A 23,266-nucleotide genomic window follows, 5' to 3' on the forward strand; every position below is an offset into this window, starting at 1 on the left:
TGCACCGCAGTGTCGACTAGGCAAAAACCGCAACTGTTTGTCTAAGCACCGCAATTAAACGGTTTTCACGGTTCCACAGATAAGCATATTCGGTGGAATAACCATGTTCTGCATACTCGGTCACAACTTTATACTTAAACCAGTCTTGCACCTGCTCCGTCACGGGATGTAAATAGGTAATCTGCCATGATAAAGAACTTGCCGGTGCAGGTATTTTAAACATCGGCAACACCCCCGGCGGCCACACGTCCATCAAGGCAAACAGATCAGGAAGCTGCATGGCACGGTTCTGATGCAAATCGGGTGAAAAACGGCTCCATCCACCAAAATCAGGAACTTTACTGCCAGCCATTGGATAACTGCCTTCAGCCCAGCACAGTTCAAAATGCTGTAAACATTCAGGCATTAAGCCTTCAATATAAAAGGTTTTATCGAGTTGCTCTGGCGTCGGATAAGCAGGCACCTGTGGCAAGTTTTCAACATGAATCCGGGACTCACGCGCTGAACCAAAGCTAGCGATCAAGATCGTTTGTACAGCCTCGTTCTGCCATAACCTCACTTCCAGCGTAGTCACCGACTTGCCTTCACGTAAGACTTCCGCGGTAATATTGGCTTGTCCTTGCTGTACCGGGCCCACAAACGTAATATTACAGCTCAGCAGTTGTTTTGCTGCATCTTGTAAAATACTTAAAGCTTTCTGGATCAGAATGCCTGCGACCAGTCCTCCAAACACGGTACGGCCTTGCAGCCAGCCTGACGGGATATCAATCCACTGTTGTTGTTCAACCTGCTGATAGAGCGGAAGCAATGACATCATTTTTCCTTCATGACAAAACGTCCTATCTTTGAACGTTTTTCATATTTTGTGAATGATCATTGATACAGTCTGAACAGGACGATTAAGTCAATTGGCCTTTTATTCATGCAAGATTTTATAAATTGTTCTCGCCAGCACTTCACCCAGACCGGGAACAAGCATTAAATCTTTTTCGGAAGCTTTTAATACTCCCTGAATGCCACCAAAATGGGTGAGCAAATCGCGTCTACGTTTTGGCCCCAAACCTGGTATCGCTTCCAGAACTGAACTGCTGCGACGTTTATCGCGCTTGGCACGATGTTTGGTAATGGCAAAACGATGGGCTTCATCACGCACCTGCTGTATCAGATGCAATGCTTTATGATCTTCGGGCAATTGAATCTTGGTGCCATCAGTAAAATGCAGGGTTTCCAGTCCAGGTTTACGTCCTTCGCCTTTAGACACCCCAATCATAAAGGCCTCCAGCTGTAGCTCCTGCATCACCTCCATCGCCATATGCAACTGCCCTTTACCGCCGTCAATCAATAGTAAATCTGGCAGCATATTCTTTTTATAACGGCGGATCAGCGCTTGACGCATGGCCGCATAATCATCACCACCGGTAATATCCTGAATGGCAAACTGGCGATAATCACGTTTTCTGGCACCACCCTGATCGAACACCACACAAGAAGCAATCGGTGCTTCGCCCATGGTATGACTGATATCAAAACATTCAATCCGGTCAACCGGGCGACCAACCACCTGTTCTAGCTGATGAAAACGCTCATTCAGTTCCAGATGACTACTCAACTTACCTTTAATCGCATGCTGGACATTCATTTGCGCCAGCTCAAGCCATTCCGCGCGCGTTTCACGCACTTTATGCTTGATCTGAACCTTTTTATGAAAGCTTTGCTGTAACGCCTCTTCCAGTTGAATCTTGTCAGGAATGTCGATGTTCACAATCAGTTCAGACGGCACTTCATCAGCCACCTGAAAATAAAAATTCGCCATAAAATCACTGAGCATCTGTCCCAAATCATCACTCAGCATATCCGGGAAATAACTTTTACCGCCAAGCATACGTCCATTACGCACATGCATAATCTGGACACAAGTCACCCCTGCCTGATAGGCAATCGCCAGAATATCGGCCTCGCCCTTAATTTTAAATACTGCTTGCTGGGCCTGAACTTCACGCAATAAGCCCAAACGATCGCGATAGAACACGGCTTTCTCAAATTCCAGCGCTTCTGCCGCCTGCTCCATTTTGCTGATCAGTTCCTGATTCAGCTCTTTGGTATCGCCTTGCAAGAAGCGGATCGAGTTATCGACATCTTCTTTATAATCTTCGGGGCTAATCAGACCCACACACGGCGCAGTGCATCGTTTAATCTGGTATTGCAGACACGGGCGTTTGCGTTGTGAAAAATAGCTGTTTTCACACTGACGTACATTAAATAATTTTTGTAAAACCAGTAAGGTATCTCTGGCACTATAGGCACTAGGATAAGGCCCAAAGAACTTGCCAATCTGATGCTTGCCCTTGCCTCGCCCACTGGCGATTCGCGGATAGGGTTTATCGGCAGATACAAAGATATAGACATAAGACTTATCATCCCGCAACATAATATTGTAGGGCGGACGATGCAGTTTAATCAGGTTTTGTTCGAGTAATAATGCTTCCGTTTCCGAGCGCACCACCAGCGACTCAATATCATAAATACGGGCCACCAAAGCCTGTGTCTTCGGATGATCAATGGTTTTTACAAAATAGCTCGAGACACGGTTTTTCAGGTTTTTGGCTTTGCCCACATATAGCAATTCGCCATCCTTACCCAGCATTTTATAAACACCGGGTAATTGGGTCATATGCGCCAATATTTTTTCAATGTGTTCTCGAGCGTTTGAATTCACTAGTCAGCTTTAATCATCAGTATTATCTTGATGATGTAGCCTGCCTAAATCAATTTCAAGTCAATTGAGCTGAAATCTATCAATTGAATAACTCAAATTACATTGATGATTAAAGAACCTTACCTAATACTTTGTCCACGCTCTTAAATGCAGACTCGTTAAATAAATCACAGGCCAGTTCATTTGTGGAAGGAACTACCTGAACTTCTCTTGTAGTATGATAAAAACCCCAATATTCACGAGCCTGATGACGGATCCGTGTATTCGCTAAGTTAAACTCTGTGCTGGGTTGAAATGCTGTCCATGCTGCATTCTGCCAGATTCCCTGATTTTGGACATTACTACTTGTGCTGACGTGCGCAAGATTTTGTGTCGGATAAGATTCAATATAATCTTGCGTACTCAACTGAACTTGTTTCTGCCAACATGTTGCACCTGAGGGGAATTTATCTTGACTAGCAAATAATAAAGCTTGAAGAATTTCCAGTGTTGCATCATTTATCAGAGTTGATGCTGTCGCTTGGCTTAAAAAGTATCGCACGGCGTCTGAAACTTGTAAGCCAGATAAGTCAATCTTCTTAAGCTGATAAGTGAGCTTAAATGTTGTTCTCTGTTCTAAATTATAAGGTTCGTATTCTAAAACATGATCATTAAATATTGCTTTACGCCCCACTATATAAGCTCCCGCTGTATTTTGTGGCGGAAATATTGTTGAGATACCATTGCTTGTTATAAAGTTTCGAAGAGCTTCCGTTTGTAATACAGGTTTTTCATTGTAAGTAATTAAAAGATCATTATTTTTATCGATCTGATAGCTTTTCTTTATCAGTTTGTTTGATTGATTTGCGGCTGCAAGATCATAACTGTAAAAAGCGTTATTCTTTGGATCAACAGTTCCATAATGATCATCATTTTCTTCACTACAAGCCACTAGGCTTAAAAAACTTAACCCAATCAACAATTGTTTTTTCATTATATTTTCTCATGATTTTAAATATTGAATTTTATCCAAGTCATACTACTCCGTACAACTAAAAAATTATTTCCATTCAAAAAACAAGTTTATCTAGCTCATCTGAAATAACAAATTATTCACCTATGCTTTATCGCGTCCTTGTCCTAGGGCCTGACAGAAAACATCTTTATCTTTAGGTGAAATCAGGATATGACTTATCACACCATTTTTCTGATAATCAATACGTAAACGATCCAAAGATAAGGCAGGAGATGAAATGAGGTTATGACTTTCCGAGATTTTGGTAATATCTGATCTGTTGATCTGCCACTTAAATAACATCGAACGAATCACTAAGTGCTGTTCGGTTACGATATAGCGCGTATTTAGAATCGGCCACCACAACAATACAATAGTAAAAAAATAAATTACTGCATGTTCAGGATATTCCTGTATCGTTCCCTTGATATACATGGCCCACAAAAATTGGAGCAATAAACCTGTAGTTGCGATGACCACACCCCAGAACCACCAATCAATTTTTGAACGGAATACTTGCATGTTTTTCCTTAAGTTTTTTTTATAAACTTATATTATTCTAGCTTAATCAGCCATAAAAAAACGCCCTTTCGGGCGTCCACATTATTCGAACTTAAAAGACATAAGGACGAATAAAAATCAGGAAGAACAAACCTAGCATAATGAACCACTTCAAAAAGTAGTACAACGAACGGTTCGACTTCTTCAAGGCTTTGGCTTTAATACGGATCTGGTAAATATAACCAAATGCCTTGTTTAAACCACCTGTCTGGTCACCCGCTTCATTTGGCGAACTCGCAGCCGTCATTACCTTTTTTCCAAACCAGTGATTAAACTTTTCCATAAAACGTGTTTTTAATGGACGCTCAACATCGGCAAAGAAGATAATACGGTTTTGATCGGTCGTATTTTCAGCATAGTGGATATAGGTTTCATCGAACACCACACTTTCGCCATCACGCCAAGAATAACGTTCACCATCTACATCAATAAAGCAACGGTCATCATTTGGTGTGATTAAGCCCAAATGGTAACGTAATGAACCAGCATACGGATCGCGGTGACGAACCAGACGGCTATCTGGTGCCAGTTCAGTAAACATCGCTGCTTTAATCGTAGGCAATGTTTTTAATAAAGCGGTTGTTTTCGGACAAAGTTCAGCTGCTGATGGATGCGCAGAGTCATACCATTTCAAATAGAACCGTTTCCAGCCCGTTTTAAAGAACGAGTTAAAGCCCAAGTCATCATAACTACTTGAAGCTTTAATCCCACCTTTGTCATACAAAGCTTTGGCTTCATCACGAATCATTTCCCAGTTTTCATCAAGGATTTTTAAATCCTTAAAATGCTGGGTGTCGATATACGGCTGATTCGGCACTTTGGAAAACATGTACATTAAAAAGTTAATTGGCGCGAGGATCGTCGAATGGTCAAAAAACTGACGATAAAACGAATGTTTCACTTTCCCACGACGCTGGATATACAATGCAGAAATGATAAAAATCGCTAATATGATCCACTTAATCATATAGTTACCCCTTCTCGGTTTAACTAAGCTAGCTTCAAAGCTTGGAAGTGTCTGGAAAAATTTTAGCAATATTAACAAAAGCTACTGAAATAGAGAAATATAAAAAGCAAGGGAGGTGCCTTGCTTTTTATTAAAACATTTGAAAATTATAGTTTCGCTATGGTTTGTGCTGCAATATCGTTATACCACGAACAACCTTTTTCCAACTCAGAAACATAAGCTTTTTGATTATAATAGTTATATGGGTCTGTTTCTTTATTGAGGGTGGCCAAACGTTTTTGCTGCTCCGTAATCATATTACTCAGATGAGTATCTTCAAAATGATTCATTTTACCTATAACAAGTTCACCTTTAAAATTAATGAGGACTGCCTCAAAAACGACTCCATAAGCATCATATTCACGATAATAACGCCAGGTATAGTCATTCCATTTTCCTGTCGAAATCTTATAAGTATGCCCTGCTTCTTTCACAGCTGCTTTGAAATTTGCTTCAACCAAGGATAAGACCTCATCATAGTTGTCACCAGTCATACCTTCTTTAGAAAAAGTAATATATGGCTTATCAACAATCTCATCTTGGACTTGATAACAATAAGACCCCTGAGGAAAATATAAGGGTACTGTTCTTTGATAAGCTTGACCGACTGTTTGCTCCTCAAACCCACTAGTCCCCCATTGATCAAAAATAACTTTATAACCAGGGTAAAAGCGATCAAAAACATTTTCACCAGAGATATTTATCTTCTTAAACGTATGGTAATAGCCTGTTTTAGGAGCATCACTAAAATAAAATTTTAAGGGTGTAATTGCTTTCGTATCTGAGTCAACCCAAGTGTTTGTAAAAAGTTGATCTGCCGTCAACAAAAACTCATCTTCACTTAACGGTGTATAGTAGGTTATTCCTTTAATCACATTATCAACATACGCATATTTTTGCGCAGATAAAGTTTCAGGATCTACATGATACAAATCTACTGTAACTTTTTCCTGAATGGGTACAGTTGTATTATTGTCACTCTTTGGACCGGAATCATTTCCTGAACTGCCACCTCCTCCACATGCGCTTAACATCAATGGAAGCATGGCCAATACAACAATTTTAATTTTTAACATAATTTTACTTTCTTAAACATTTTTATCACATGAAGCTTATCTAAAGATAAAAAAATAGACAAGTCTTTCTGTCTGTTATACAAAAAATGTCCTAATTTGTTTAATAAGAATGTTTGTTTGATATTTTCAATCTTTAGATTAAAGTCAAAATTTATAGAGATAACTCCCGCTTCACTGGTCTGATTCGTAGCATTAAAAACAGTTGAATATTTAAAGAACGTAGGCATTTCGACGGGATAAATAAAGCCTCATAAAAGCCAGAATAAACACAACTAAGAATACTTAAAAATTATTTTTTTCAAAAAGATAAATTCAAAGATAGGGCAACAAAAACAAATGGTGACCCTAGCGTCACGGCTTGATACAACTTGTTATGTCCTTTTTGGATATAGTTATCGTAAGATTAGCGAAGCTTTTTTATGTGCTCAAACTGCACATATGCTTTATGACATCCACTTAGAATCCTCCACAACAAGGGAGATCAGGCATGATCCACGCTGGCAATGCCATTACCGTCCAAATGCTTGCGGACGGAATTGCAGAATTCCGCTTTGACTTACAAGGTGAGTCGGTTAACAAGTTTAACCGTGCAACCATCGAAGACTTCCAAGCAGCAATTGCTGCAGTGAAAGCCAATAACGATATTAAAGGCTTAGTCGTAACTTCTGGCAAATCAACCTTCATCGTTGGTGCTGACATTACTGAGTTTGGCGATAACTTCGCTGCTGGTGAGCAAGCGATTGTTGATTGGCTTATGCCTGTACATGAAATCTTCAACAGTTTTGAAGACTTAGATCTACCTAAAGTTGCTGCCATCAATGGTACAGCGTTGGGTGGCGGTTTTGAAATGTGCTTGGTGTGTGACTATCGTGTGATGTCAGAACAAGCGCAAGTTGGCCTACCAGAAATCAAATTGGGTATTTATCCTGGTTTCGGTGGTAGCGTACGTTTAAGCCGTTTAATTGGTATCGACAATGCCGTTGAATGGATGGCAATGGCGAACCCGAAAAAACCAGCTGCTGCATTGAAAGACGGTGCTGTAGACGCGGTTGTTGCTGCTGACAAATTACAAGAAGCTGCGGTTGATCTAGTTAAACAAGCTATTGCTGGCCGTTTAAACTGGAAAGCAAAGCGTCAAGAAAAATTAGATGCAATCAAATTGAACCCACTTGAACAAATGATGGCGTTCAATACGGCGAAAGGTGCGGTCCTTGCAAAAGCAAACCCGGCTCAATACCCTGCGCCAAAATTATTGCTTGATTCTTTACAAGCAGGTGCAAGCTCAACCCGTGATGATGCGTTAAAAGCAGAAGCACAAGGTTTTGCAAAAGCTGCGATTACTCCACAAGCAGGTGCATTGATTGGTTTATTCATCAATGACCAAGTGGTGAAGAAAACTGCGAAAAAATATGAGAAAGGTGCTCATCCAGTGAACCAAGCCGCTGTACTCGGCGCTGGTATCATGGGTGGTGGTATTGCTTACCAAGCGGCAAGCAAAGGCACACCAATCATCATGAAAGACATTGGTAACCCACAACTTGCATTGGGTATGAAAGAAGCGAATGGCTTGCTCACCAAGCAAGTTGAACGCAAGAAAATGAAACCTGCGCAAATGGGTGAAACACTGGCTCGCATCCGTCCAACTTTAAGCTATGACGAGTTTAAAGAAGTGGATATCGTGATCGAAGCGGTGACTGAAAATCCAAAAGTCAAAGAAATCGTGCTTGCTGATACTGAAAAGCATGTTCGTGAAAACACGATTATTGCGTCTAACACGTCTACGATTTCAATCACACGTTTGGCGAAAGCTTTACAACGTCCTGAAAACTTTGTAGGTATGCACTTCTTCAACCCGGTACACATGATGCCGCTTGTAGAAGTCATTCGTGGTGAAAAGACCTCTGAAGAAGCAATCGCAACCACCGTTGTTCTTGCTCAGAAAATGGGTAAAACCCCAATCGTTGTTAACGACTGCCCAGGTTTCTTGGTTAACCGTGTATTGTTCCCGTACTTCGGTGCATTCGACCTGCTTGTAAAAGACGGTGCGGATTTCCAGCAAGTGGATAATGTCATGGCGAAATTCGGCTGGCCAATGGGCCCTGCATACTTGATCGACGTTGTTGGTATCGATACAGGTGTTCATGGCGCAGAAGTGATGGCAGAAGGTTTCCCTGACCGTATGAAGCCAGACTACAAAGGTTCAATCGAAGCAATGTACGAAGCAAAACGTCTTGGTCAAAAGAACGACGTTGGTTTCTACAAATACGTGTTAGATAAGAAAGGCAAGAAAGCGAAAACTGTTGATCCAACAGCATACGACATCATTGCACCATTCGTGACTGGTGAAAAACGTGAGTTTGATAACCAGGAAATCATTGACCGTATGATGCTTGCTTTCTGTAACGAAACTGTTCGTTGCCTAGAAGACAAGATCGTTGCAACTGCTTCTGAAGCAGACATGGCAATGATCATGGGCGTTGGTTTCCCTCCATTCCGCGGTGGTCCATGCCGTTACATCGACCAAACAGGTGTTGCTGAATACGTTGCGCTTTGCGACAAATATGCACACTTAGGTAAGGCTTATGAAGCGCCACAAATGTTGCGTGACATGGCTGCTAACAACACAAAATTCTACGGTTAAGGAGCGACGTGAATGGCTACTTTAAATCCACGTGACGTTGTGATTGTTGATGGCGTTCGTTCTGCCATGGGCAAATCACGTAACGGTATGTTCCGCAATGTACGTGCCGACAGTTTATCTGCTGAATTAGTACGTGCACTTGTTGCTCGTAACCAGTTTGATACTAATGAAGTTGAAGATGTAATCTGGGGCTGTGTCAACCAGACTTTAGAGCAAGGTATGAACATTGCTCGTAACATTGGTTTATTGGCTGACATTCCAAAAACTGCCGGCGGCCAAACAGTTAACCGTCTGTGTGGTTCTTCTATGCAAGCAATCCACACGGCTGCTGCACAGATTGCAACCAACCAGGGTGATATCTTCATCATCGGTGGTGTAGAGCACATGGGCCACGTCGGTATGATGCACGGCATCGACCTTAACCCAGAAGCATCTAAACACTATGCCAAAGCATCGAACATGATGGGCTTAACCGCTGAAATGTTAGGTCGCATGAATGGTATCTCTCGTGAAGAGCAAGATGCTTTCGGTGTTGAATCTCACCGTCGTGCGTGGGCTGCAACTCAAGAAGGTCGTTTTAAAAACGAAATCGTTGGTGTTGAAGGTCATGATGCAAATGGCTTCAAAATCCTTTGCGACATCGACGAAGTGATTCGTCCTGATGCCAACCTTGAAGCATTCCAAGCATTGAAACCAGTGTTTGATCCTAAAGGTGGTTCAGTCACAGCAGCAACTTCATCTGCTCTTTCCGACGGCGCATCTGCAATGTTATTGATGTCTGCTGAACGTGCTCAAGCATTGGGTTTAAAACCACGTGCTGTAATTCGTTCAATGGCAATTGCGGGTTGTGATGCTGCGATCATGGGTTACGGTCCAGTACCAGCAACTCAAAAAGCGCTTAAGCGTGCTGGTTTAACCATGGCGGATATCCAGACCATCGAGTTAAACGAAGCGTTTGCTGCACAAGGCTTATCAGTGATGAAAGGCTTAGGCGTTTATGACAAGCAAGACATCATCAACTTGAATGGTGGTGCGATTGCATTGGGTCACCCATTGGGCTGTTCTGGTGCACGTATCACAACAACATTGTTGAACGTGATGGAACAACAAGATACACAAATCGGTCTTGCGACCATGTGTATCGGTCTTGGTCAAGGTATCGCGACCATTATCGAACGTGTTTAACCGACACTAAGATAAAAGAAAATCCCCGCACTATGCGGGGATTTTTTATTTCTAGGAACAAACTTTTAACGCGGCAATAAAGGATTCTGTGGCGGATTTAATCCATCTCGAATCTGTTGCTGCAATTTCAAAATATCGCCTAGATCGATTTTAATCGTGCCATTGCGAATACCGTCAATATTACCTCGGTTAATATTCAAAGGCTCCAGCATTTTAAAAAGACCATTGGTCGGGTCTGAAGACTGAAAACCTGATGCCACAGCCAATATGTACTGCTGCAAAATCGGAGAATATTGAGACAGATCCGGCTGTGCCGTCGTAGGCTGATAATTCACAGTAGTCGGACTTGCAGTCACACCTGCATTCTGTATGTCATTGTGAATTTTATAGACACGATGCTGCAGTGCTTGGCGAGTTTGCTTATCTTCTTGATAAGGCACGAAACCAACTTCTTCACGCAGTTCGGATTCAGCCATGACCCGAATCGTCGGCAATGCCGTCACCTCATCCTCTTGCGCATAAGCCATTGGCATGCCTGTAATCATCAACAGGGAGATTAAAGCTGCTTGTTTTTGAAAATTCATCGTTTGCTCCAAATATCCCTCATCCATAAGACAATAGTGAGTTAAATAAAAGCAGATATAAATAGGCTACAGCAAAGTCAGAATGGATTCAGTAAGGGTCAGATAAACGGTAAATTTCAATTTAAATCCGCCCTGCTTCATCAGAAATAAAAGCCTATTTAAATTATTAAAAAATAATAATGATAACTATTTACTTAAATACATTATTTATCCATAATTTTACAAAAATTTACTCAACCTCTTAAAGTACACATGAAAAAATTACTCTGTTGTTTGGCAATTGGTCTTTCTGTCACAGGCTGTGCAACCACTAAAATCTCTCCAGAAGAGCGAAATAAACTCAATCAAACTCAAACGCTGATCAAAACAAATCAGGTTGCCGTTATCTCGGATGGATGTTTAATTCGAAGTGAGTTGGGCACCAGTCTGATTGAAGGTGAACAGTCTCGTTTAACCGCCCAGAAATTTGCAGCCCTGCTCTCCAGCCAGCTCAATGAACAAGGTGTAACAGTCAGTCATACTTTCATGCCTTTTGTGTGTGGTCTTATGCCTGAAGAGCAACTGAAGAAATATGACTATCGCCTAGATAGTGAAACTAAACGTGCTGAAATTAAAAATTATCCACTTGTTTCTTTAGAAAACAAAACCTTGTCAGAGCAACAGCAGCAAGCTCTGCTCAATCTTAAACAAAGCTTTAATAAACAGGTAGCATTGGCTGTTAAAAATGCCAAAGAAAAAAAACCGGTGAGTAATCTGCTTGAACTAAGCGATCAAGACGTTACTACAATTAAAGACTTAACCCAATCCAATTACGCATTTATTGCATCAGTGACAGGTACGGATGCGTCTTTTGGTAAGAAATTTGCCGCCGGCGCTTTAAGTGTAGGCGTTACCCTTGCAACCGTCGGTGCTGGTAGCGGTCTGGTAACGGCCTATATTCCACAGGAAGGGCAACAGTATGTGGTACACATTGTTGATTTAAACAATAAAACCATTATGTGGACAAAAGCGGGGTTACTGATGGGCAAACCTTACTCCAAGAAAAATCATTCTGTTGAAGCGAAAGCAATCTTGAATCCACTCTTCGAAGTCGCAAGTAAATAAAATTTTAAAAGAAATCCTCATCAACTGTGGGGATTTCTTTAGCTCTGTTGCAAATCGTCGCAAGGATATTTAACTGAGAATTTGTCGAACTGAATGAAAATCCACTAACTATGGGTTTCCTCCTCATCATCCCCCTCAAAAGTCTTGGAAATTTTTTCGATATTCAGGCTCTTGGCCATCGCATCAAAGATGTTTTTATACACGCCTTGTTGCTGGTACAGCTGATGATGCTCACCATGTTCCACGATCATGCCATCCTGCATCACATAGGTATAATCCGCATCAATAATCTGTGACAGACTATGGGAAATAATAATCACGGTGCGTCCCTGCTTAATCTCATCCAGACTATGTTTGATCTGTTCAGTTGCGATTGCGTCCAGACTTGCGGTTGGTTCATCCAGAAAAATAATCGGGGGATTTTTCAGGAACATGCGGGCAATCGCAATCCGCTGCTGCTGTCCACCTGAAAGCAATAAGGCGTCGGACTGATAGGCCTGCGGTAATTTCAGAATCTGCTCATGAATCGAGGCTTTCTTCGCGGCAGCAATAATTTCATCCTGTGTTGCATTCATCTTGCCATAACGGATATTTTCCTCAATGGTTCCCTGAAAAATATGATTTTTTTGCAATACCAGACCAATATGATCCCGTAAATATTGGGTATCAATATCATTTAACGAGGTGCCATTCAGTAGAATTTCACCCGACTGCGGCAGATAAAACTTATCCAATAGACTGATCAGGGTAGATTTCCCCGCTCCCGATAAGCCCACCAAAGCCGTAATCTTGTTGGGCTGAATCGTCAGGTTAATATCCTTCAAAGCATGAAAACCATTGGGATAAGAAAAATTCACCTGTTTCAGCTCAAATTTGCCGGTGAGTGGCGAAGGTTTTAATTGGCCCGACGTCTCCACCTCATCATCCGCTTCCAGTATCTTGAAAAAGCTTTCTGCATAAATCATCGCGTCATTGACTTCGTCATAGATCCGGTGCAAGGACCGGATCGGCGCAGAGACATTGTTGAATAGCAGAATATGAAACATGATCATGCCGATGCTCATATCACCGACCAGCACAAAATAGGCGGTGAGGATGATAATAAACACCACACCGATCTGTTCAATAAAGGTTTTTAAGCCCTCGAACAAGAAACTGAGCTGCCGTGTCCGCATCTGGTGATCGGTTAACTGTTTTTGTAGCGTCAGCTGTTTTTCTGCTTCGATCTGTTCACGGTTAAAGGATTTGATCACGGTGATCGAATTAATGATACTTAAAATACCCTGACTTTTACGTTCGCGCCCATCACGTAAATTACGGCGTGTGCCACTGAGTTTCTGCGCCTGTTTAAAGGTGACCCAGAAATAAATCGGGACAATACACAGTGCCACCAGACCGATCCAGACATTGGCATAGAACATCAAACCCAAGGCAATCAAGGCACTACTAAACAGCGGGAAAATCTCGATAAAGAAAATCTGTACCAGTCGGGTGATCGAACCGATCCCCCGATCAATACGGGTCTGTAATTTTCCGGCCTGATTATCATCCTGGGTAAAGAAAGCGAGCCGATATTGTAAAAATTTCACGATGATCGACTGCGCCACATCCTGCGAAATCAAAATGCGGAGTCTCTCGCCAAAAAGCTTTTGCCCAAATTGAATAAAGATATTGATGATCTCTTTACTCAACAGAATCACACTGATGGTGACCAGAATATGCCAGCCTGCTCTCAAGCCCTGTCCTGATTCGACTACGGCATTGATCTGGTCAACCGCATATTGCAAGGTCAACGCATTGACCTGTGCAGTGAGAGCACCAATCAGGGTTAGCAGCAAGGTCACGGCAACCAGCCACTTATAGGGAAGGACAAAAGGTTTTACTTTATGAAATAACTGCCATAAATTCATATATTCGACGTCTGCCTTTTATGCGTGCAATGTGTATTGAGTCAGCGATATTGATTACAGTTCTTCTTCCAGTACCTCTGCATTATTTCTCTTGATCTTCTCCATTTTGCTATTCAATTTCAGCACATCCTGATACAGCGTATTAAACTTTTTCACCTGCGCGGATTCACGGAAAAGGATCATTTTGTCTTTTCTTTGCCATTGCTGCTTTTTCAGCATGTCAAACATGGCTTGTGCTTTTCCAATAATCTGCTGTTCGATCGGGAAAATATCATGCGCTTTATCGGCTTTCAGGTTACTTTCCAGTTTTGCCTGTAAGGACTGTCGCATTTCATTATGAATGGCCAGACTTTTTGCCTGTTGCATGGAACTGGACTGAATCTGGTGTCGTGCTTGCTCATATTCAGCAGATGCTTTACGCACATCGGCCAGCATCTGTTCCGTTTCTTTATAATCCTGCTTTCGGTCCCGATCCAGTCGTTCCACATCCAAGAAGGTATCCCAGTTCGCAGCTTTGAGCGCACGTAAATAACGATTGCGTGCCTCAACATTCTGCATCCAGTAATTGAGCAGGAATTCTGACATCAGCTTATAATCGCCAGACAGCCGATCATCATGAATATCCAGTTGTACGGGTGTGCTCCAGTCTTGGGCCTGATCATAAAGTGTACGCATTTTCTCTGCCATCACCACTTCAAACATCTGTTTGTTGTTGGCGGCACGTTGCTGTAAATGATGCTGATAAAGAAAAAAAGAACCGATGCCCAGAACCACCACAAGGACAAATAATAAAAAACGGCGCATGTTGCCTCCAAATTCATTATATTTTTTTATGTTCTAAATCTTAGTTTAATCGATCAAAGACAATCCTTTATATGATTTTTATTTCAGTTCTCGTAACGCAGCATTACATATTCATCGCTTTAAATTCATCGGTTGCGCCCCTATTATCTGTTTAACGAGAATTGAAGAGATACGCCATGCGTGTAGATATTTGGTCAGATGTGGTCTGCCCTTTTTGTTATATCGGTAAAAAACGTCTTGAACATGTCGCAGAACAAGCAGGCATCGAGCTGGAAATTCACTGGCATAGCTTTGAGCTGGACCCAGATGCACCAGCCAAGCATGACACCTCAAATACCGAACGCCTAGCCAAAAAATATGGCCGTAGTTATGCGGAAATGGAAGAGATGGAGCGTAATGTTGCAGCGATGGCAGCAGCTGAAGGCATCGACTTTCAATGGCAAAAAGCCAACTCCGGCAACAGCTTCAATGCGCATCGGATTATTCATCTTGCCCAGAGTAAAGGCTTGGGTAACGAAGCAGAAGAAGCATTCTTCCATGCCTATATGACCGAAGGTCTGGCCATTGGCGAACGTGAAGTGGTGGAAGAAATTGCATCACGTATCGGTCTGGATAATGCTGAAGTCGAGTATGTTCTGGATTCTGATGAACTGGCAGATTTTGTCCGTCATGATGAGAAAATTGCACGTGAACAGTTGAATGTCACTGGCGTACCGTTCTTTGTGTTTGATCAGAAACTGGCGCTGTCTGGTGCCCAGCCACGTGAGATTTTCTTGCAAGCCTTGCAACAGGCGCAATCTACATCCTCTGAACAGATTGAGCAGGATGACACCGCTCAATGTAATGATGAGCAATGTGAAATCAAGCCTTAATCATCACACTCAGCTGCTTTAATCTCATGATTAAAGCAGTTTTTTCTCCTGAAATGATAATCCCCCTTATTGACCGCCTGCCCTTTTATATCCCATCAGCGTTGGATTGCTGTACCATATCAGTGTGCCACCAAGCCGCTTTTTTATTTGCTGGACTTTTCATCGCTGCTTCTGTGAGTCTGGTCACAACTCGCCCATAAATTTATAGATACCTTTTTGCTTTATCATCTAGATATCCGATCTATTGTTTTAAAATGTTTTTATTTTCAAAGACAAACCATGATCCATATCTCGATTTAAACTGTTTGAATGTGATTTTCTACTTATTTTCGAGCTATAGATTTTGTCTGGTTTTCTTCTATAATCGTCATAAAGTGACAATCTTTTGTGATGTATATTCAAGCGTTACGCGCGTTATTCGAGCTTTTAATGCCAGTCGAATAGACAAATAGCTCACAGCTTGTCATAGGGGCAAACATATACTTGAGCAACAATAATTGATAAAGCCGGTCTAAAACAGCGGTCAAATTTGCACTGATTCATTATTTAAAAAACAGGCTCAAGCCTATCTCTAAGGAAACAGCAGATGGACGTATTAGAGAAAGCACTTTTGGTGGATGAGCTGCAACATCTCATCGATGGGCTCAACAATGAAAAAACCTCACTTTTTGAAATTGCAAAAGCCAAACAACGGATTAAAGATATTTGCGCCTCTTGCGACGATCCTGCATTTCAGCAACAAGTAACGCCATTCAAACAGTTTATTCTGAATGAAGAATTTTCGGCTGACGATTTAGCCAGTTATGGTTTTAGCATGACCTATCGCGGGACCTATAACTTCATGGGACGGGTAGAAAATGCCTTATTTGCTTCGGCAGATATGGGCTGGGCAGCGTTGCGTCAGGCACAACTCTGGCAAGTCTGGGTAATCCGGCCGGCCTTATCCTTTCTCAAAAGCCCTTGGCTAAACTCATCAACAGATGCCCTGCAGTGGCTGCAAAATCATGCTCATGAATATATCAAAACCGATCATGAACTCCAGCATTTGATTCCGGTTCTGCAACCGCTGGATCAACATGTATCGGATCAAGACCAGCAGGCTTCAAACGATGCACTGGCAAGACTCAAACAAGAAAGCGCCAACTTTCAGTCCCAGCTCGATGCGATCATTCAAGATAAAATCAGAACAGTGCCAGAAAGCGTAGCTGCGCCTGTTCCTACCGAGAACCGGATCAAACCCGGTTTTAGACACAGTGCCAAGCCTTCACCGCACCTGAATAAAGCACAGCCTTTAGCCTTGAATGATTTTAATCTGGATGGCCTGATCTGCCGTCTGGAACGTATTGATGCACGAACCTTCCCCTCATTGTATCGGGCCGACTTGCATAATGAGATTGACCAGAATATTAAGATTGACTGGCTCTATTTAAAAGCCGAAAACGAAGCACAACCCATCTGGGAATCTGCGCAGGTTTTTGTCGCGGAACAGCTCTATGCACAAGGGCAGTTTTCCCATTATGTGGTGCTGGTGGGAACCCATAACGTGGAATATGCCATTACTATTCTGCAAGCCTATACTGATCAGCGCCATACCCGCACCAGCTCGATTCATCAAACCAGCTGGTCCCATTTCAAACAGCATTACCATCAGCACGAAAGCCTGTTCAATGAATGCATTATGAATGGTACCTTGGTGTGGCAACGTGATCAGCGCGTTTATCCGTATATTCCAGCATCATTTATCAATACACAAAAATTCATTCCATTTGAAGAAACCTCGGCGACCTTTTTCACTCCTGTGATTTTATTACGGGAACGTCAGAAAATCCGGGTCATTCATGGCTTGGAACGGGTAAAACTTTCCAGTGAAGATCAGGCCTATCCCTATTTATTATTAGACCGCAGCGATGGTTATACCTGGCAATTGATTCGTCAGGTGATTAGCCGATTACCGCAACCGATTTCGGTGCACGATTTATATCAGGCACTGGAAAACAGCATGCCGGTCGAATCCTCTTAAAAGCCTTTCAATCGCTCATTCATTTAATCCATCATTTCAAGCTATTCAAAAATCGACTGAAGCTTGGAATGATGGCTATTTATTACGCTAAATCCTTATGATCTTTAGCATTTTTGTACAGTTAAATTGCTGCTTTTTGTGACAGCCGCTTGATTTTATGCATTAAATCATCAAAAGTTAAACCAAGAACAACATATAAGCCTTTATTATGAATAATTTGCAGCAAATGGTACCATCGCGTATCGTTTTTGCTTTGCTCGCATTGACGATGGGTACGTTCAATGTAGCGCAAGCAGAAACTACTCCCTCACCGCAAAATCAGCAGCCGAATACAACTTCGCAAAGCAATTCGGAAAATGCGCTGGACTATATTCCCCGTTTGGTCGATGCCACTCCGACGATTTTTCCCGAGCAGTCCGACCAAGTGAATGTTCCTCCCACCGCGGAAACAGAAGATAAAACCTGGTTTGATAAAAAACAGCGTCGTATTCGGGAATGGGCCGATAATACTTCAGTGAAAATTGATGACTGGTTTGGCGAAGTCGATCCTGATAAACCCGCCTCAGCAACCATCCGGGTTATGCTGGATAATTACTGGAATGAATATGATAATTATGAGGTCAAGCCCCGTATTCGCGGTAAGATTAAATTACCGACCTTAGAGAAAAAGGTCAGCGTGGTATTTGGTGATGACACCTTGGATGATGAATTCAAGAACAATGTTGGCAATACCAATAATCAGCCCAATCAGGACCCAGATAAAAAATTTGACTCCAAACAGACCCGTGATAGTAATGGCTCGCTGGCCTTGCGTTGGTCAAATTTCTCCAAAAAATTACCTTTTGAGACCGATGCCGATCTTGGTGTGCGCTCAGGCACGGATATTTATGCGCGTTTAAGAGCCGAAAAACATTGGGATTTACGCAATGATTTCCGTTTTAATGCCGAACAGATCTATCGCTATGGCAGTAAAAGTGAAAACTATTTACGCACCAATCTAGAGTTGATTCACGCGCGCCCAAACCAGCCTTTCTTATCCAATCAATTCAGCTTAACTTATGCAGATAAGCAGGATGATGATCTATGGTGGGATAACCGTATTTTCCGTCAACACCAGTTCTTTGCCCACAATACCTTCAATTACGGCATTTACACAGGCGGTTATTACAATAACAGTGACTTGCGTTTAAATAACTGGGGTCCATTCGTATCATGGCGTCAACCGCTGTGGCGCGAATGGTTCTACGTACAAGGTGATCTCAACTATTTCAATGATCACCGTGAAGACCGTAACCATTACGTAAGTACCTTTGTGCGTCTGGAAACTTTATTCTAAATTTTACACCAGCCTCGAAAAGCCCAAATGCTCCGTTGTTTGGGCTTTTTTTATTGAAAAAATAATATTTCTTTCAATAAATCCTTAAGCTTTGCTTGTTACCGTCATCTTTTTTTATTGTTCTTGTTTATGGCATGCGTCATCAATACGCTGTAGTTGTGTATTTTTTGATTGTAGGGAACCTGTGTCTGGGGGATGTGCTGATGCTTTTATTTCCAATACTTTTACCTGTCAGCAGATCGTTTAACCGTCCTTTTGTTTCAGGACATACAGTATTTGTCCAAGCCTACCACTCACCGAGAACCAATTTTAGTTGCGCAGAAGAAAATAAGCTTGCTCCCGATGATTCACAACTTGCCCACGACTTAATGGCGGTTTTCGGCACCGATACCCTGTGGCAACGGGCTCAACAGCCTCAACCAGTCAAAAAATTAGGTAAAGACAACAAACATCACAGCCAGCAAAAGCTTGCGACAGCAAATCCGCTCAGTGCAAGCTGGTCAACCATTTCAAGCCTATTACCTTTTAGTAATGATCTTGATCTGGGTGCAAATTCTGATACCGATATCTATATCCAGTTTCTCGCCAAAAAGAATTGGGCTTTGCCTTTAGGATTACAGCTCAATACGGCGCAAATTTTCCGTTATGGCTCCAGCAGTAAAAACTATGCCGAAACCAATCTTGATCTGACCCAAAAACTTCAGCATCAAAACCAACTGTCAAGCCAGTTCAATGTCTCTAAAACTCAGGATACCGACTATAGCTGGAGTAATCGTACCTTCCAGCAACTACATTTCTTGTCGCAGGATAAGCTGAGTTATGGCATTTTCGCTACAGGGGAATATGAAAATAAAGAACTGCGCGTTAACGAATGGGGGCCCTACTTTTCCTGGCGTCGCCCCATCTGGCGCAACTGGATTTTTATGCAAAATGATCTGAATTATTTAAATGTCCCTGCCACCAGACAGGAGGATCATTTTAGTTACCAGATGAGCTTTGAAGCACAGTTCTGATGAAAACATCGCCACAGTTGTGGATAACTTTAAGGTTATCCATAGCAATAAAAAAACCTCTGCCGAAGCAGAGGTTTCTTGATCAAATGCCTTATTTTAATAACAAGCTATTGATGCGTTTGACATAGGCTGCCGGATCTTCTGGTAAACCACCTTCTGCGATCACCGCCTGATCAAAGATCACATTGGCAAGGTCATCAAATTGCGCCGAGCTTTCCAGTTTTTTCACCAATGGATGCTCAGGGTTAATTTCCAATGTCGGTTTAATCTCTGGAACCGCTTGACCCGCCTGTTTCAACATACGAATCAATTGTGGAGACAACTCACCTTCACTGGTCACCAGACAGGCTGGTGAGTCTACCAGACGTGTCGTGACACGCACTTCTTTGGTCTTGTCTTTTAACGAGGTACTTAAACGCTCGACCACCGGTTTAAACTGCTCTGCTGCCTGCTCTAAGGCTTTTTTCTCTTCAGCATCTTGCAAGTCGCCCAAGTCAACTGCACCCTTCGATACGTTCTGAAGCGGCGTACCATCAAACTCAAATACGAAGTTCATGGCCCACTCATCGACACGGTCCGCCATGAGTAAAACTTCAATGCCTTTCTTCTTGAACACTTCGAGTTGTGGTGAATTCTTGGCTGCAGTCAGGTTTTCTGCGGTGACGTAGTAAATCGCCTTCTGACCTTCTTTCATCCGTGCTTTATAGTCAGCAAAAGAGGTTGAAATCTCATCATTATTTGAAGTCGCATAACGTAATAGTTTTAAGATACGTTCACGATTACCCGTATCTTCACCTAAACCTTCTTTCAATACTGAACCAAATTCAGTGTAGAAAGTCTTGAATTTCTCTTGGTCTTTCTCATCTTCCGATTTTGCCAAACCATCGAGTAAAGTCAGCACACGACGCGCATTGCCTTCACGAATGGTTTTTACATCACGGCTTTCTTGTAGCAGTTCACGGCTGACATTGAGCGGTAAATCAGCGCTATCGACCACGCCTTGAACGAAACGTAAGTAATTCGGAATCAGGTTATCCGCTTCATCCAGAATAAATACACGTTTTACATAGAGCTTGATGCCCGCCTTGGCTTCACGGGTGAATAAATCCTGTTTGGCCTGACTTGGGATATACAATAATTGCGTATATTCAGTACTGCCCTCAACACGGTTATGTGCCCATGCCAATGGTTCAGCAAAATCGTGGCTCAGGTTTTTATAAAATTCGATGTATTGTTCATCAGTGATTTCGCTCTTATTCCGCGTCCACAGCGCGCTTGCCGAGTTGATCGCTTCCCATTCATCGGTCTTGACCATCTTACCGCCGCTTGTAGCGTTAGCTTCTTCAGCTTCAGCGACTTCGTCCTCTTGCCAGATTTCTTTTTGCATTTCGATAGGCAAGCTGATGTGGTCAGAATATTTATTGATAATTTGTTTAACTTTCCACGACTCTAGATACTCAAGCGCATCATCACGTAAATGCAAGATAATGTCTGTACCACGTGTGGCCTTATCAATGCTTTGAACTTCAAACTCACCTGTGCCGCCGCTAATCCAGCGCACACCTTCTGCTGCATCTAAACCGGCACGGCGTGATTCCACCGTAATCTTGTCCGCAACGATAAAGCCTGAATAGAAACCAACACCGAACTGACCAATCAACTGCGCATCGGCTTTCTGATCGCCGGTCAGTTTAGACATAAAGTCTTTGGTGCCCGACTTGGCAATGGTTCCCAGATTATCAATCGCTTCTTGCTGGCTTAAGCCAATTCCGTTATCCGAAATGGTGAGGGTTTTATTGTCTTTATCTAAAGTGACACGAACATGCAGGTCTGGATCATTTTCATAATATTCAGGATGATTAATCCCTTCGAAACGTAACTTATCGCACGCATCAGACGCATTTGAAATCAATTCACGTAAGAAAATTTCAGGGTTGGAATACAGAGAATGCGTCACTAAATGTAATAACTGAGCAACTTCAGCTTGGAAACTATAATTTTGTGCGACTTGTTCACTCATAAATCACTCCTTTCTGTGAGGCTTATCTATTTGGAATGATTTATGAATGGTGTATATCTTGAATTTTTCAATCCTTGAAGCGTATTTTTCAGGCAAAAAATATACAAAACGGTAATTAGAACGGACCTCGACTCAATACTCGCTCCTGTAACAGCTGATCAAGCTGCTGTTGACGTTGCGCATAAGCATGTTTGATACACGGCGTATTAGCACCACATGAGTTACGTTGTTTTAACCACTGAAATTGTCTGTCTTTTTCAGCATCACGTCCGCCCATTGGCAAGGCATGTAAAATAATCTGATAGGTCGTTGCCATTCTCACATCGGCATCATTCAAACTACGTTCATTACAGATTTGCTGTTCGACTTTCAACTTGGCTGCCTTACAGGAGTAACTGGCCGCATGCGCTGGGGATAAAAATAACACGGGGATCAACAATAAAATCGAAGTCATTAGTTTTTTCATGATGATGGTCTCACTTTTATTAAGATTATTTTTTCAGCATACAAAACTCTCTGTGTAAGGCCTGTATCTGTTTTATATGGGAATTGCAAAAATAAAAAAGCCTCACAACGTGAGGCTTTTCAAGAGCAAGTTCAGCTTAGAACTTATAGCTATAACCCAATGTGTATACCATCGGATTAATATCTAGATCAGTCAGCTTCTGACCATTTAATTTTACTTCAGGACTGATTTGTGCATAACGCGCGTCAAAGAATACACCCCAGTTTTTTGCATCAGCAGGCTGGAAGTTAAAACCGACCTGGCCGGCAAAACCAAAGTCTTCTTTCACTTTTAATTTTGCGCCTTCTAAAGCACCTGTTGTTTCTTCATCCCAAGTTACAAAAGCTGTGCCACCGACACCAATATAGGGTGTGAAACGGGTTGAATTTTTAAAGTTATATTTAAAAGTCACAGTAGGTGGCAATTGTTTAAGCTTCGCTACTTTTTCACCATTTAATGACACATCATGTGAAATTGGTGTCGCCAATAATAATTCAGCAGAAAAAGGCGTATCACCGAAGAAATATTCAACCGATGGTGTAAATGCAAATTCATGATCTGCTTTTAATGTGCCAACACCCGCAACTACAGTATCGTCTGTTGGTGAAATTACACTTCCACCAAACTTAACCTGAAAGCCCCCTGCAAATGCAGTTGAAGATAACCCCAATAAAGCAACAACTAAAAGTTTCTTTAACATTTAAACAACCTCTTTAACAATTTATGTTCTTGTTCAACATAATAAACACGCATATTTACATTATGCAATAGAGATTAATTCCAACTATTTTAATTTACTTTATAATGCATTGAATCTTAATAAAATATAATTGTTAAAATATGTAATAATTAGTAATTCAGACTATTTTAATCAACTTAAATAACTATAAAACCTAGTATTTTTATCAGATTTAAAAAT

19 protein-coding genes are annotated in these 23,266 nt (G+C 41.9%); 7 read left to right on the forward strand and 12 right to left on the reverse strand.

The genetic code is table 11. From position 1 onward, the window contains the following. Window positions 1–16: 16 nt before the first annotated feature. From ACINWC323_RS04870 to ACINWC323_RS04845, 6 genes are all read right to left on the reverse strand, one after another. Entirely contained in the window at window positions 17–814 is a 798-nt protein-coding gene (locus ACINWC323_RS04870; protein WP_009514296.1) for a thioesterase family protein, read from the reverse strand. Window positions 815–916: 102 nt separating this feature from the next. Then, on the reverse strand, window positions 917–2,716 hold the full coding sequence (uvrC, locus tag ACINWC323_RS04865; protein ID WP_032881642.1) for an excinuclease ABC subunit UvrC: 1,800 nt from the start codon (window positions 2,714–2,716) through the stop codon (window positions 917–919). 109 nt (window positions 2,717–2,825) lie between these two features. Further along, the gene (locus tag ACINWC323_RS04860) at window positions 2,826–3,689 is read right to left on the reverse strand and encodes a hypothetical protein (RefSeq protein WP_009514284.1); all 864 of its coding nucleotides are present in this window, start codon (window positions 3,687–3,689) and stop codon (window positions 2,826–2,828) included. Window positions 3,690–3,812: 123 nt separating this feature from the next. Beyond that, window positions 3,813–4,232, reverse strand: coding sequence for a PH domain-containing protein (locus ACINWC323_RS04855; RefSeq protein WP_009514132.1), 420 nt, complete (start codon window positions 4,230–4,232; stop codon window positions 3,813–3,815). 91 nt (window positions 4,233–4,323) lie between these two features. Further along, on the reverse strand, window positions 4,324–5,238 hold the full coding sequence (lpxO, locus tag ACINWC323_RS04850) for a lipid A hydroxylase LpxO (RefSeq protein WP_009514122.1): 915 nt from the start codon (window positions 5,236–5,238) through the stop codon (window positions 4,324–4,326). Window positions 5,239–5,384: 146 nt separating this feature from the next. Beyond that, entirely contained in the window at window positions 5,385–6,353 is a 969-nt protein-coding gene (locus ACINWC323_RS04845) for a hypothetical protein (protein ID WP_009514246.1), read from the reverse strand. A 487-nt stretch (window positions 6,354–6,840) separates the two neighbouring features. Here ACINWC323_RS04845 and fadB point away from each other — a divergent pair, with 487 nt between their 5' ends. Further along, window positions 6,841–8,994, forward strand: a complete 2,154-nt coding sequence (fadB, locus tag ACINWC323_RS04840; RefSeq protein ID WP_009514171.1) for a fatty acid oxidation complex subunit alpha FadB — start codon at window positions 6,841–6,843, stop codon at window positions 8,992–8,994. Between the two features lie 12 nt (window positions 8,995–9,006). Further along, the gene (gene fadA, locus ACINWC323_RS04835; protein ID WP_009514307.1) at window positions 9,007–10,179 is read left to right on the forward strand and encodes an acetyl-CoA C-acyltransferase FadA; all 1,173 of its coding nucleotides are present in this window, start codon (window positions 9,007–9,009) and stop codon (window positions 10,177–10,179) included. Between the two features lie 65 nt (window positions 10,180–10,244). Here the strand turns inward: fadA and ACINWC323_RS04830 are convergent, their stop codons facing one another. After that, window positions 10,245–10,763: a hypothetical protein gene (locus tag ACINWC323_RS04830; protein WP_009514146.1), complete on the reverse strand. Its 519-nt coding sequence runs from the start codon at window positions 10,761–10,763 to the stop codon at window positions 10,245–10,247. 252 nt (window positions 10,764–11,015) lie between these two features. On the opposite strand from ACINWC323_RS04830, the gene ACINWC323_RS04825 reads away from it, so the two are divergent. Then, window positions 11,016–11,867, forward strand: a complete 852-nt coding sequence (locus ACINWC323_RS04825) for a hypothetical protein (RefSeq protein WP_009514224.1) — start codon at window positions 11,016–11,018, stop codon at window positions 11,865–11,867. Between the two features lie 104 nt (window positions 11,868–11,971). Here ACINWC323_RS04825 and ACINWC323_RS04820 read toward each other — a convergent pair whose 3' ends face one another. Both ACINWC323_RS04820 and ACINWC323_RS04815 read right to left on the reverse strand, forming a co-directional pair. After that, entirely contained in the window at window positions 11,972–13,777 is a 1,806-nt protein-coding gene (locus tag ACINWC323_RS04820) for an ABC transporter ATP-binding protein (protein WP_009514188.1), read from the reverse strand. Window positions 13,778–13,831: 54 nt separating this feature from the next. Further along, window positions 13,832–14,581, reverse strand: coding sequence for a hypothetical protein (locus tag ACINWC323_RS04815; protein WP_009514352.1), 750 nt, complete (start codon window positions 14,579–14,581; stop codon window positions 13,832–13,834). Between the two features lie 176 nt (window positions 14,582–14,757). Between ACINWC323_RS04815 and ACINWC323_RS04810 the strand changes: the two genes are divergently transcribed. The 4 genes from ACINWC323_RS04810 to ACINWC323_RS04795 all read left to right on the forward strand — a co-directional run bounded on the left by ACINWC323_RS04810 (window position 14,758) and on the right by ACINWC323_RS04795 (window position 19,822). Further along, window positions 14,758–15,453, forward strand: coding sequence for a DsbA family oxidoreductase (locus tag ACINWC323_RS04810; RefSeq protein WP_009514138.1), 696 nt, complete (start codon window positions 14,758–14,760; stop codon window positions 15,451–15,453). Window positions 15,454–16,039: 586 nt separating this feature from the next. Next, window positions 16,040–17,473: a hypothetical protein gene (locus ACINWC323_RS04805; RefSeq protein WP_009514269.1), complete on the forward strand. Its 1,434-nt coding sequence runs from the start codon at window positions 16,040–16,042 to the stop codon at window positions 17,471–17,473. A 208-nt stretch (window positions 17,474–17,681) separates the two neighbouring features. Then, entirely contained in the window at window positions 17,682–18,809 is a 1,128-nt protein-coding gene (locus tag ACINWC323_RS04800; protein WP_032870527.1) for a hypothetical protein, read from the forward strand. Window positions 18,810–18,943: 134 nt separating this feature from the next. Beyond that, window positions 18,944–19,822, forward strand: a complete 879-nt coding sequence (locus ACINWC323_RS04795; RefSeq protein ID WP_032881645.1) for a hypothetical protein — start codon at window positions 18,944–18,946, stop codon at window positions 19,820–19,822. A gap of 91 nt (window positions 19,823–19,913) precedes the next feature. Here the strand turns inward: ACINWC323_RS04795 and htpG are convergent, their stop codons facing one another. The 3 genes from htpG to ACINWC323_RS04780 form a co-directional block, all read right to left on the reverse strand. Further along, window positions 19,914–21,842, reverse strand: a complete 1,929-nt coding sequence (gene htpG, locus ACINWC323_RS04790; RefSeq protein WP_009514228.1) for a molecular chaperone HtpG — start codon at window positions 21,840–21,842, stop codon at window positions 19,914–19,916. A gap of 115 nt (window positions 21,843–21,957) precedes the next feature. Beyond that, window positions 21,958–22,308 carry a lysozyme inhibitor LprI family protein gene (locus tag ACINWC323_RS04785; RefSeq protein ID WP_032881647.1) on the reverse strand — a complete coding sequence of 117 codons (351 nt, stop codon included), beginning with the start codon at window positions 22,306–22,308 and terminating at the stop codon, window positions 21,958–21,960. A gap of 136 nt (window positions 22,309–22,444) precedes the next feature. Then, the gene (locus ACINWC323_RS04780) at window positions 22,445–23,047 is read right to left on the reverse strand and encodes an OmpW/AlkL family protein (RefSeq protein ID WP_009514333.1); all 603 of its coding nucleotides are present in this window, start codon (window positions 23,045–23,047) and stop codon (window positions 22,445–22,447) included. Window positions 23,048–23,266: the final 219 nt, after the last annotated feature.

Source organism: Acinetobacter sp. WC-323 (genome assembly GCF_000314615.1).
In the GTDB taxonomy this organism is placed as follows: domain Bacteria; phylum Pseudomonadota; class Gammaproteobacteria; order Pseudomonadales; family Moraxellaceae; genus Acinetobacter; species Acinetobacter courvalinii.

Excerpts from the sequence above, each read along its gene's own strand:
- ACINWC323_RS04870 (WP_009514296.1), bottom strand. The coding sequence starts at position 814 with ATGTCATTGCTTCCGCTCTATCAGCAGGTTGAACAACAACAGTGGATT.
- ACINWC323_RS04830 (WP_009514146.1), bottom strand. The coding sequence starts at position 10,763 with ATGAATTTTCAAAAACAAGCAGCTTTAATCTCCCTGTTGATGATTACA.
- ACINWC323_RS04795 (WP_032881645.1), top strand. The coding sequence starts at position 18,944 with ATGCGTCATCAATACGCTGTAGTTGTGTATTTTTTGATTGTAGGGAAC.
- ACINWC323_RS04800 (WP_032870527.1), top strand. The coding sequence starts at position 17,682 with ATGAATAATTTGCAGCAAATGGTACCATCGCGTATCGTTTTTGCTTTG.
- lpxO (WP_009514122.1), bottom strand. The coding sequence starts at position 5,238 with ATGATTAAGTGGATCATATTAGCGATTTTTATCATTTCTGCATTGTAT.
- htpG (WP_009514228.1), bottom strand. The coding sequence starts at position 21,842 with ATGAGTGAACAAGTCGCACAAAATTATAGTTTCCAAGCTGAAGTTGCT.
- ACINWC323_RS04785 (WP_032881647.1), bottom strand. The coding sequence starts at position 22,308 with ATGAAAAAACTAATGACTTCGATTTTATTGTTGATCCCCGTGTTATTT.
- ACINWC323_RS04845 (WP_009514246.1), bottom strand. The coding sequence starts at position 6,353 with ATGTTAAAAATTAAAATTGTTGTATTGGCCATGCTTCCATTGATGTTA.
- fadA (WP_009514307.1), top strand. The coding sequence starts at position 9,007 with ATGGCTACTTTAAATCCACGTGACGTTGTGATTGTTGATGGCGTTCGT.
- ACINWC323_RS04780 (WP_009514333.1), bottom strand. The coding sequence starts at position 23,047 with ATGTTAAAGAAACTTTTAGTTGTTGCTTTATTGGGGTTATCTTCAACT.
- ACINWC323_RS04805 (WP_009514269.1), top strand. The coding sequence starts at position 16,040 with ATGGACGTATTAGAGAAAGCACTTTTGGTGGATGAGCTGCAACATCTC.
- ACINWC323_RS04815 (WP_009514352.1), bottom strand. The coding sequence starts at position 14,581 with ATGCGCCGTTTTTTATTATTTGTCCTTGTGGTGGTTCTGGGCATCGGT.
- ACINWC323_RS04825 (WP_009514224.1), top strand. The coding sequence starts at position 11,016 with ATGAAAAAATTACTCTGTTGTTTGGCAATTGGTCTTTCTGTCACAGGC.
- ACINWC323_RS04855 (WP_009514132.1), bottom strand. The coding sequence starts at position 4,232 with ATGCAAGTATTCCGTTCAAAAATTGATTGGTGGTTCTGGGGTGTGGTC.
- ACINWC323_RS04860 (WP_009514284.1), bottom strand. The coding sequence starts at position 3,689 with ATGAAAAAACAATTGTTGATTGGGTTAAGTTTTTTAAGCCTAGTGGCT.
- ACINWC323_RS04820 (WP_009514188.1), bottom strand. The coding sequence starts at position 13,777 with ATGAATTTATGGCAGTTATTTCATAAAGTAAAACCTTTTGTCCTTCCC.
- fadB (WP_009514171.1), top strand. The coding sequence starts at position 6,841 with ATGATCCACGCTGGCAATGCCATTACCGTCCAAATGCTTGCGGACGGA.
- ACINWC323_RS04810 (WP_009514138.1), top strand. The coding sequence starts at position 14,758 with ATGCGTGTAGATATTTGGTCAGATGTGGTCTGCCCTTTTTGTTATATC.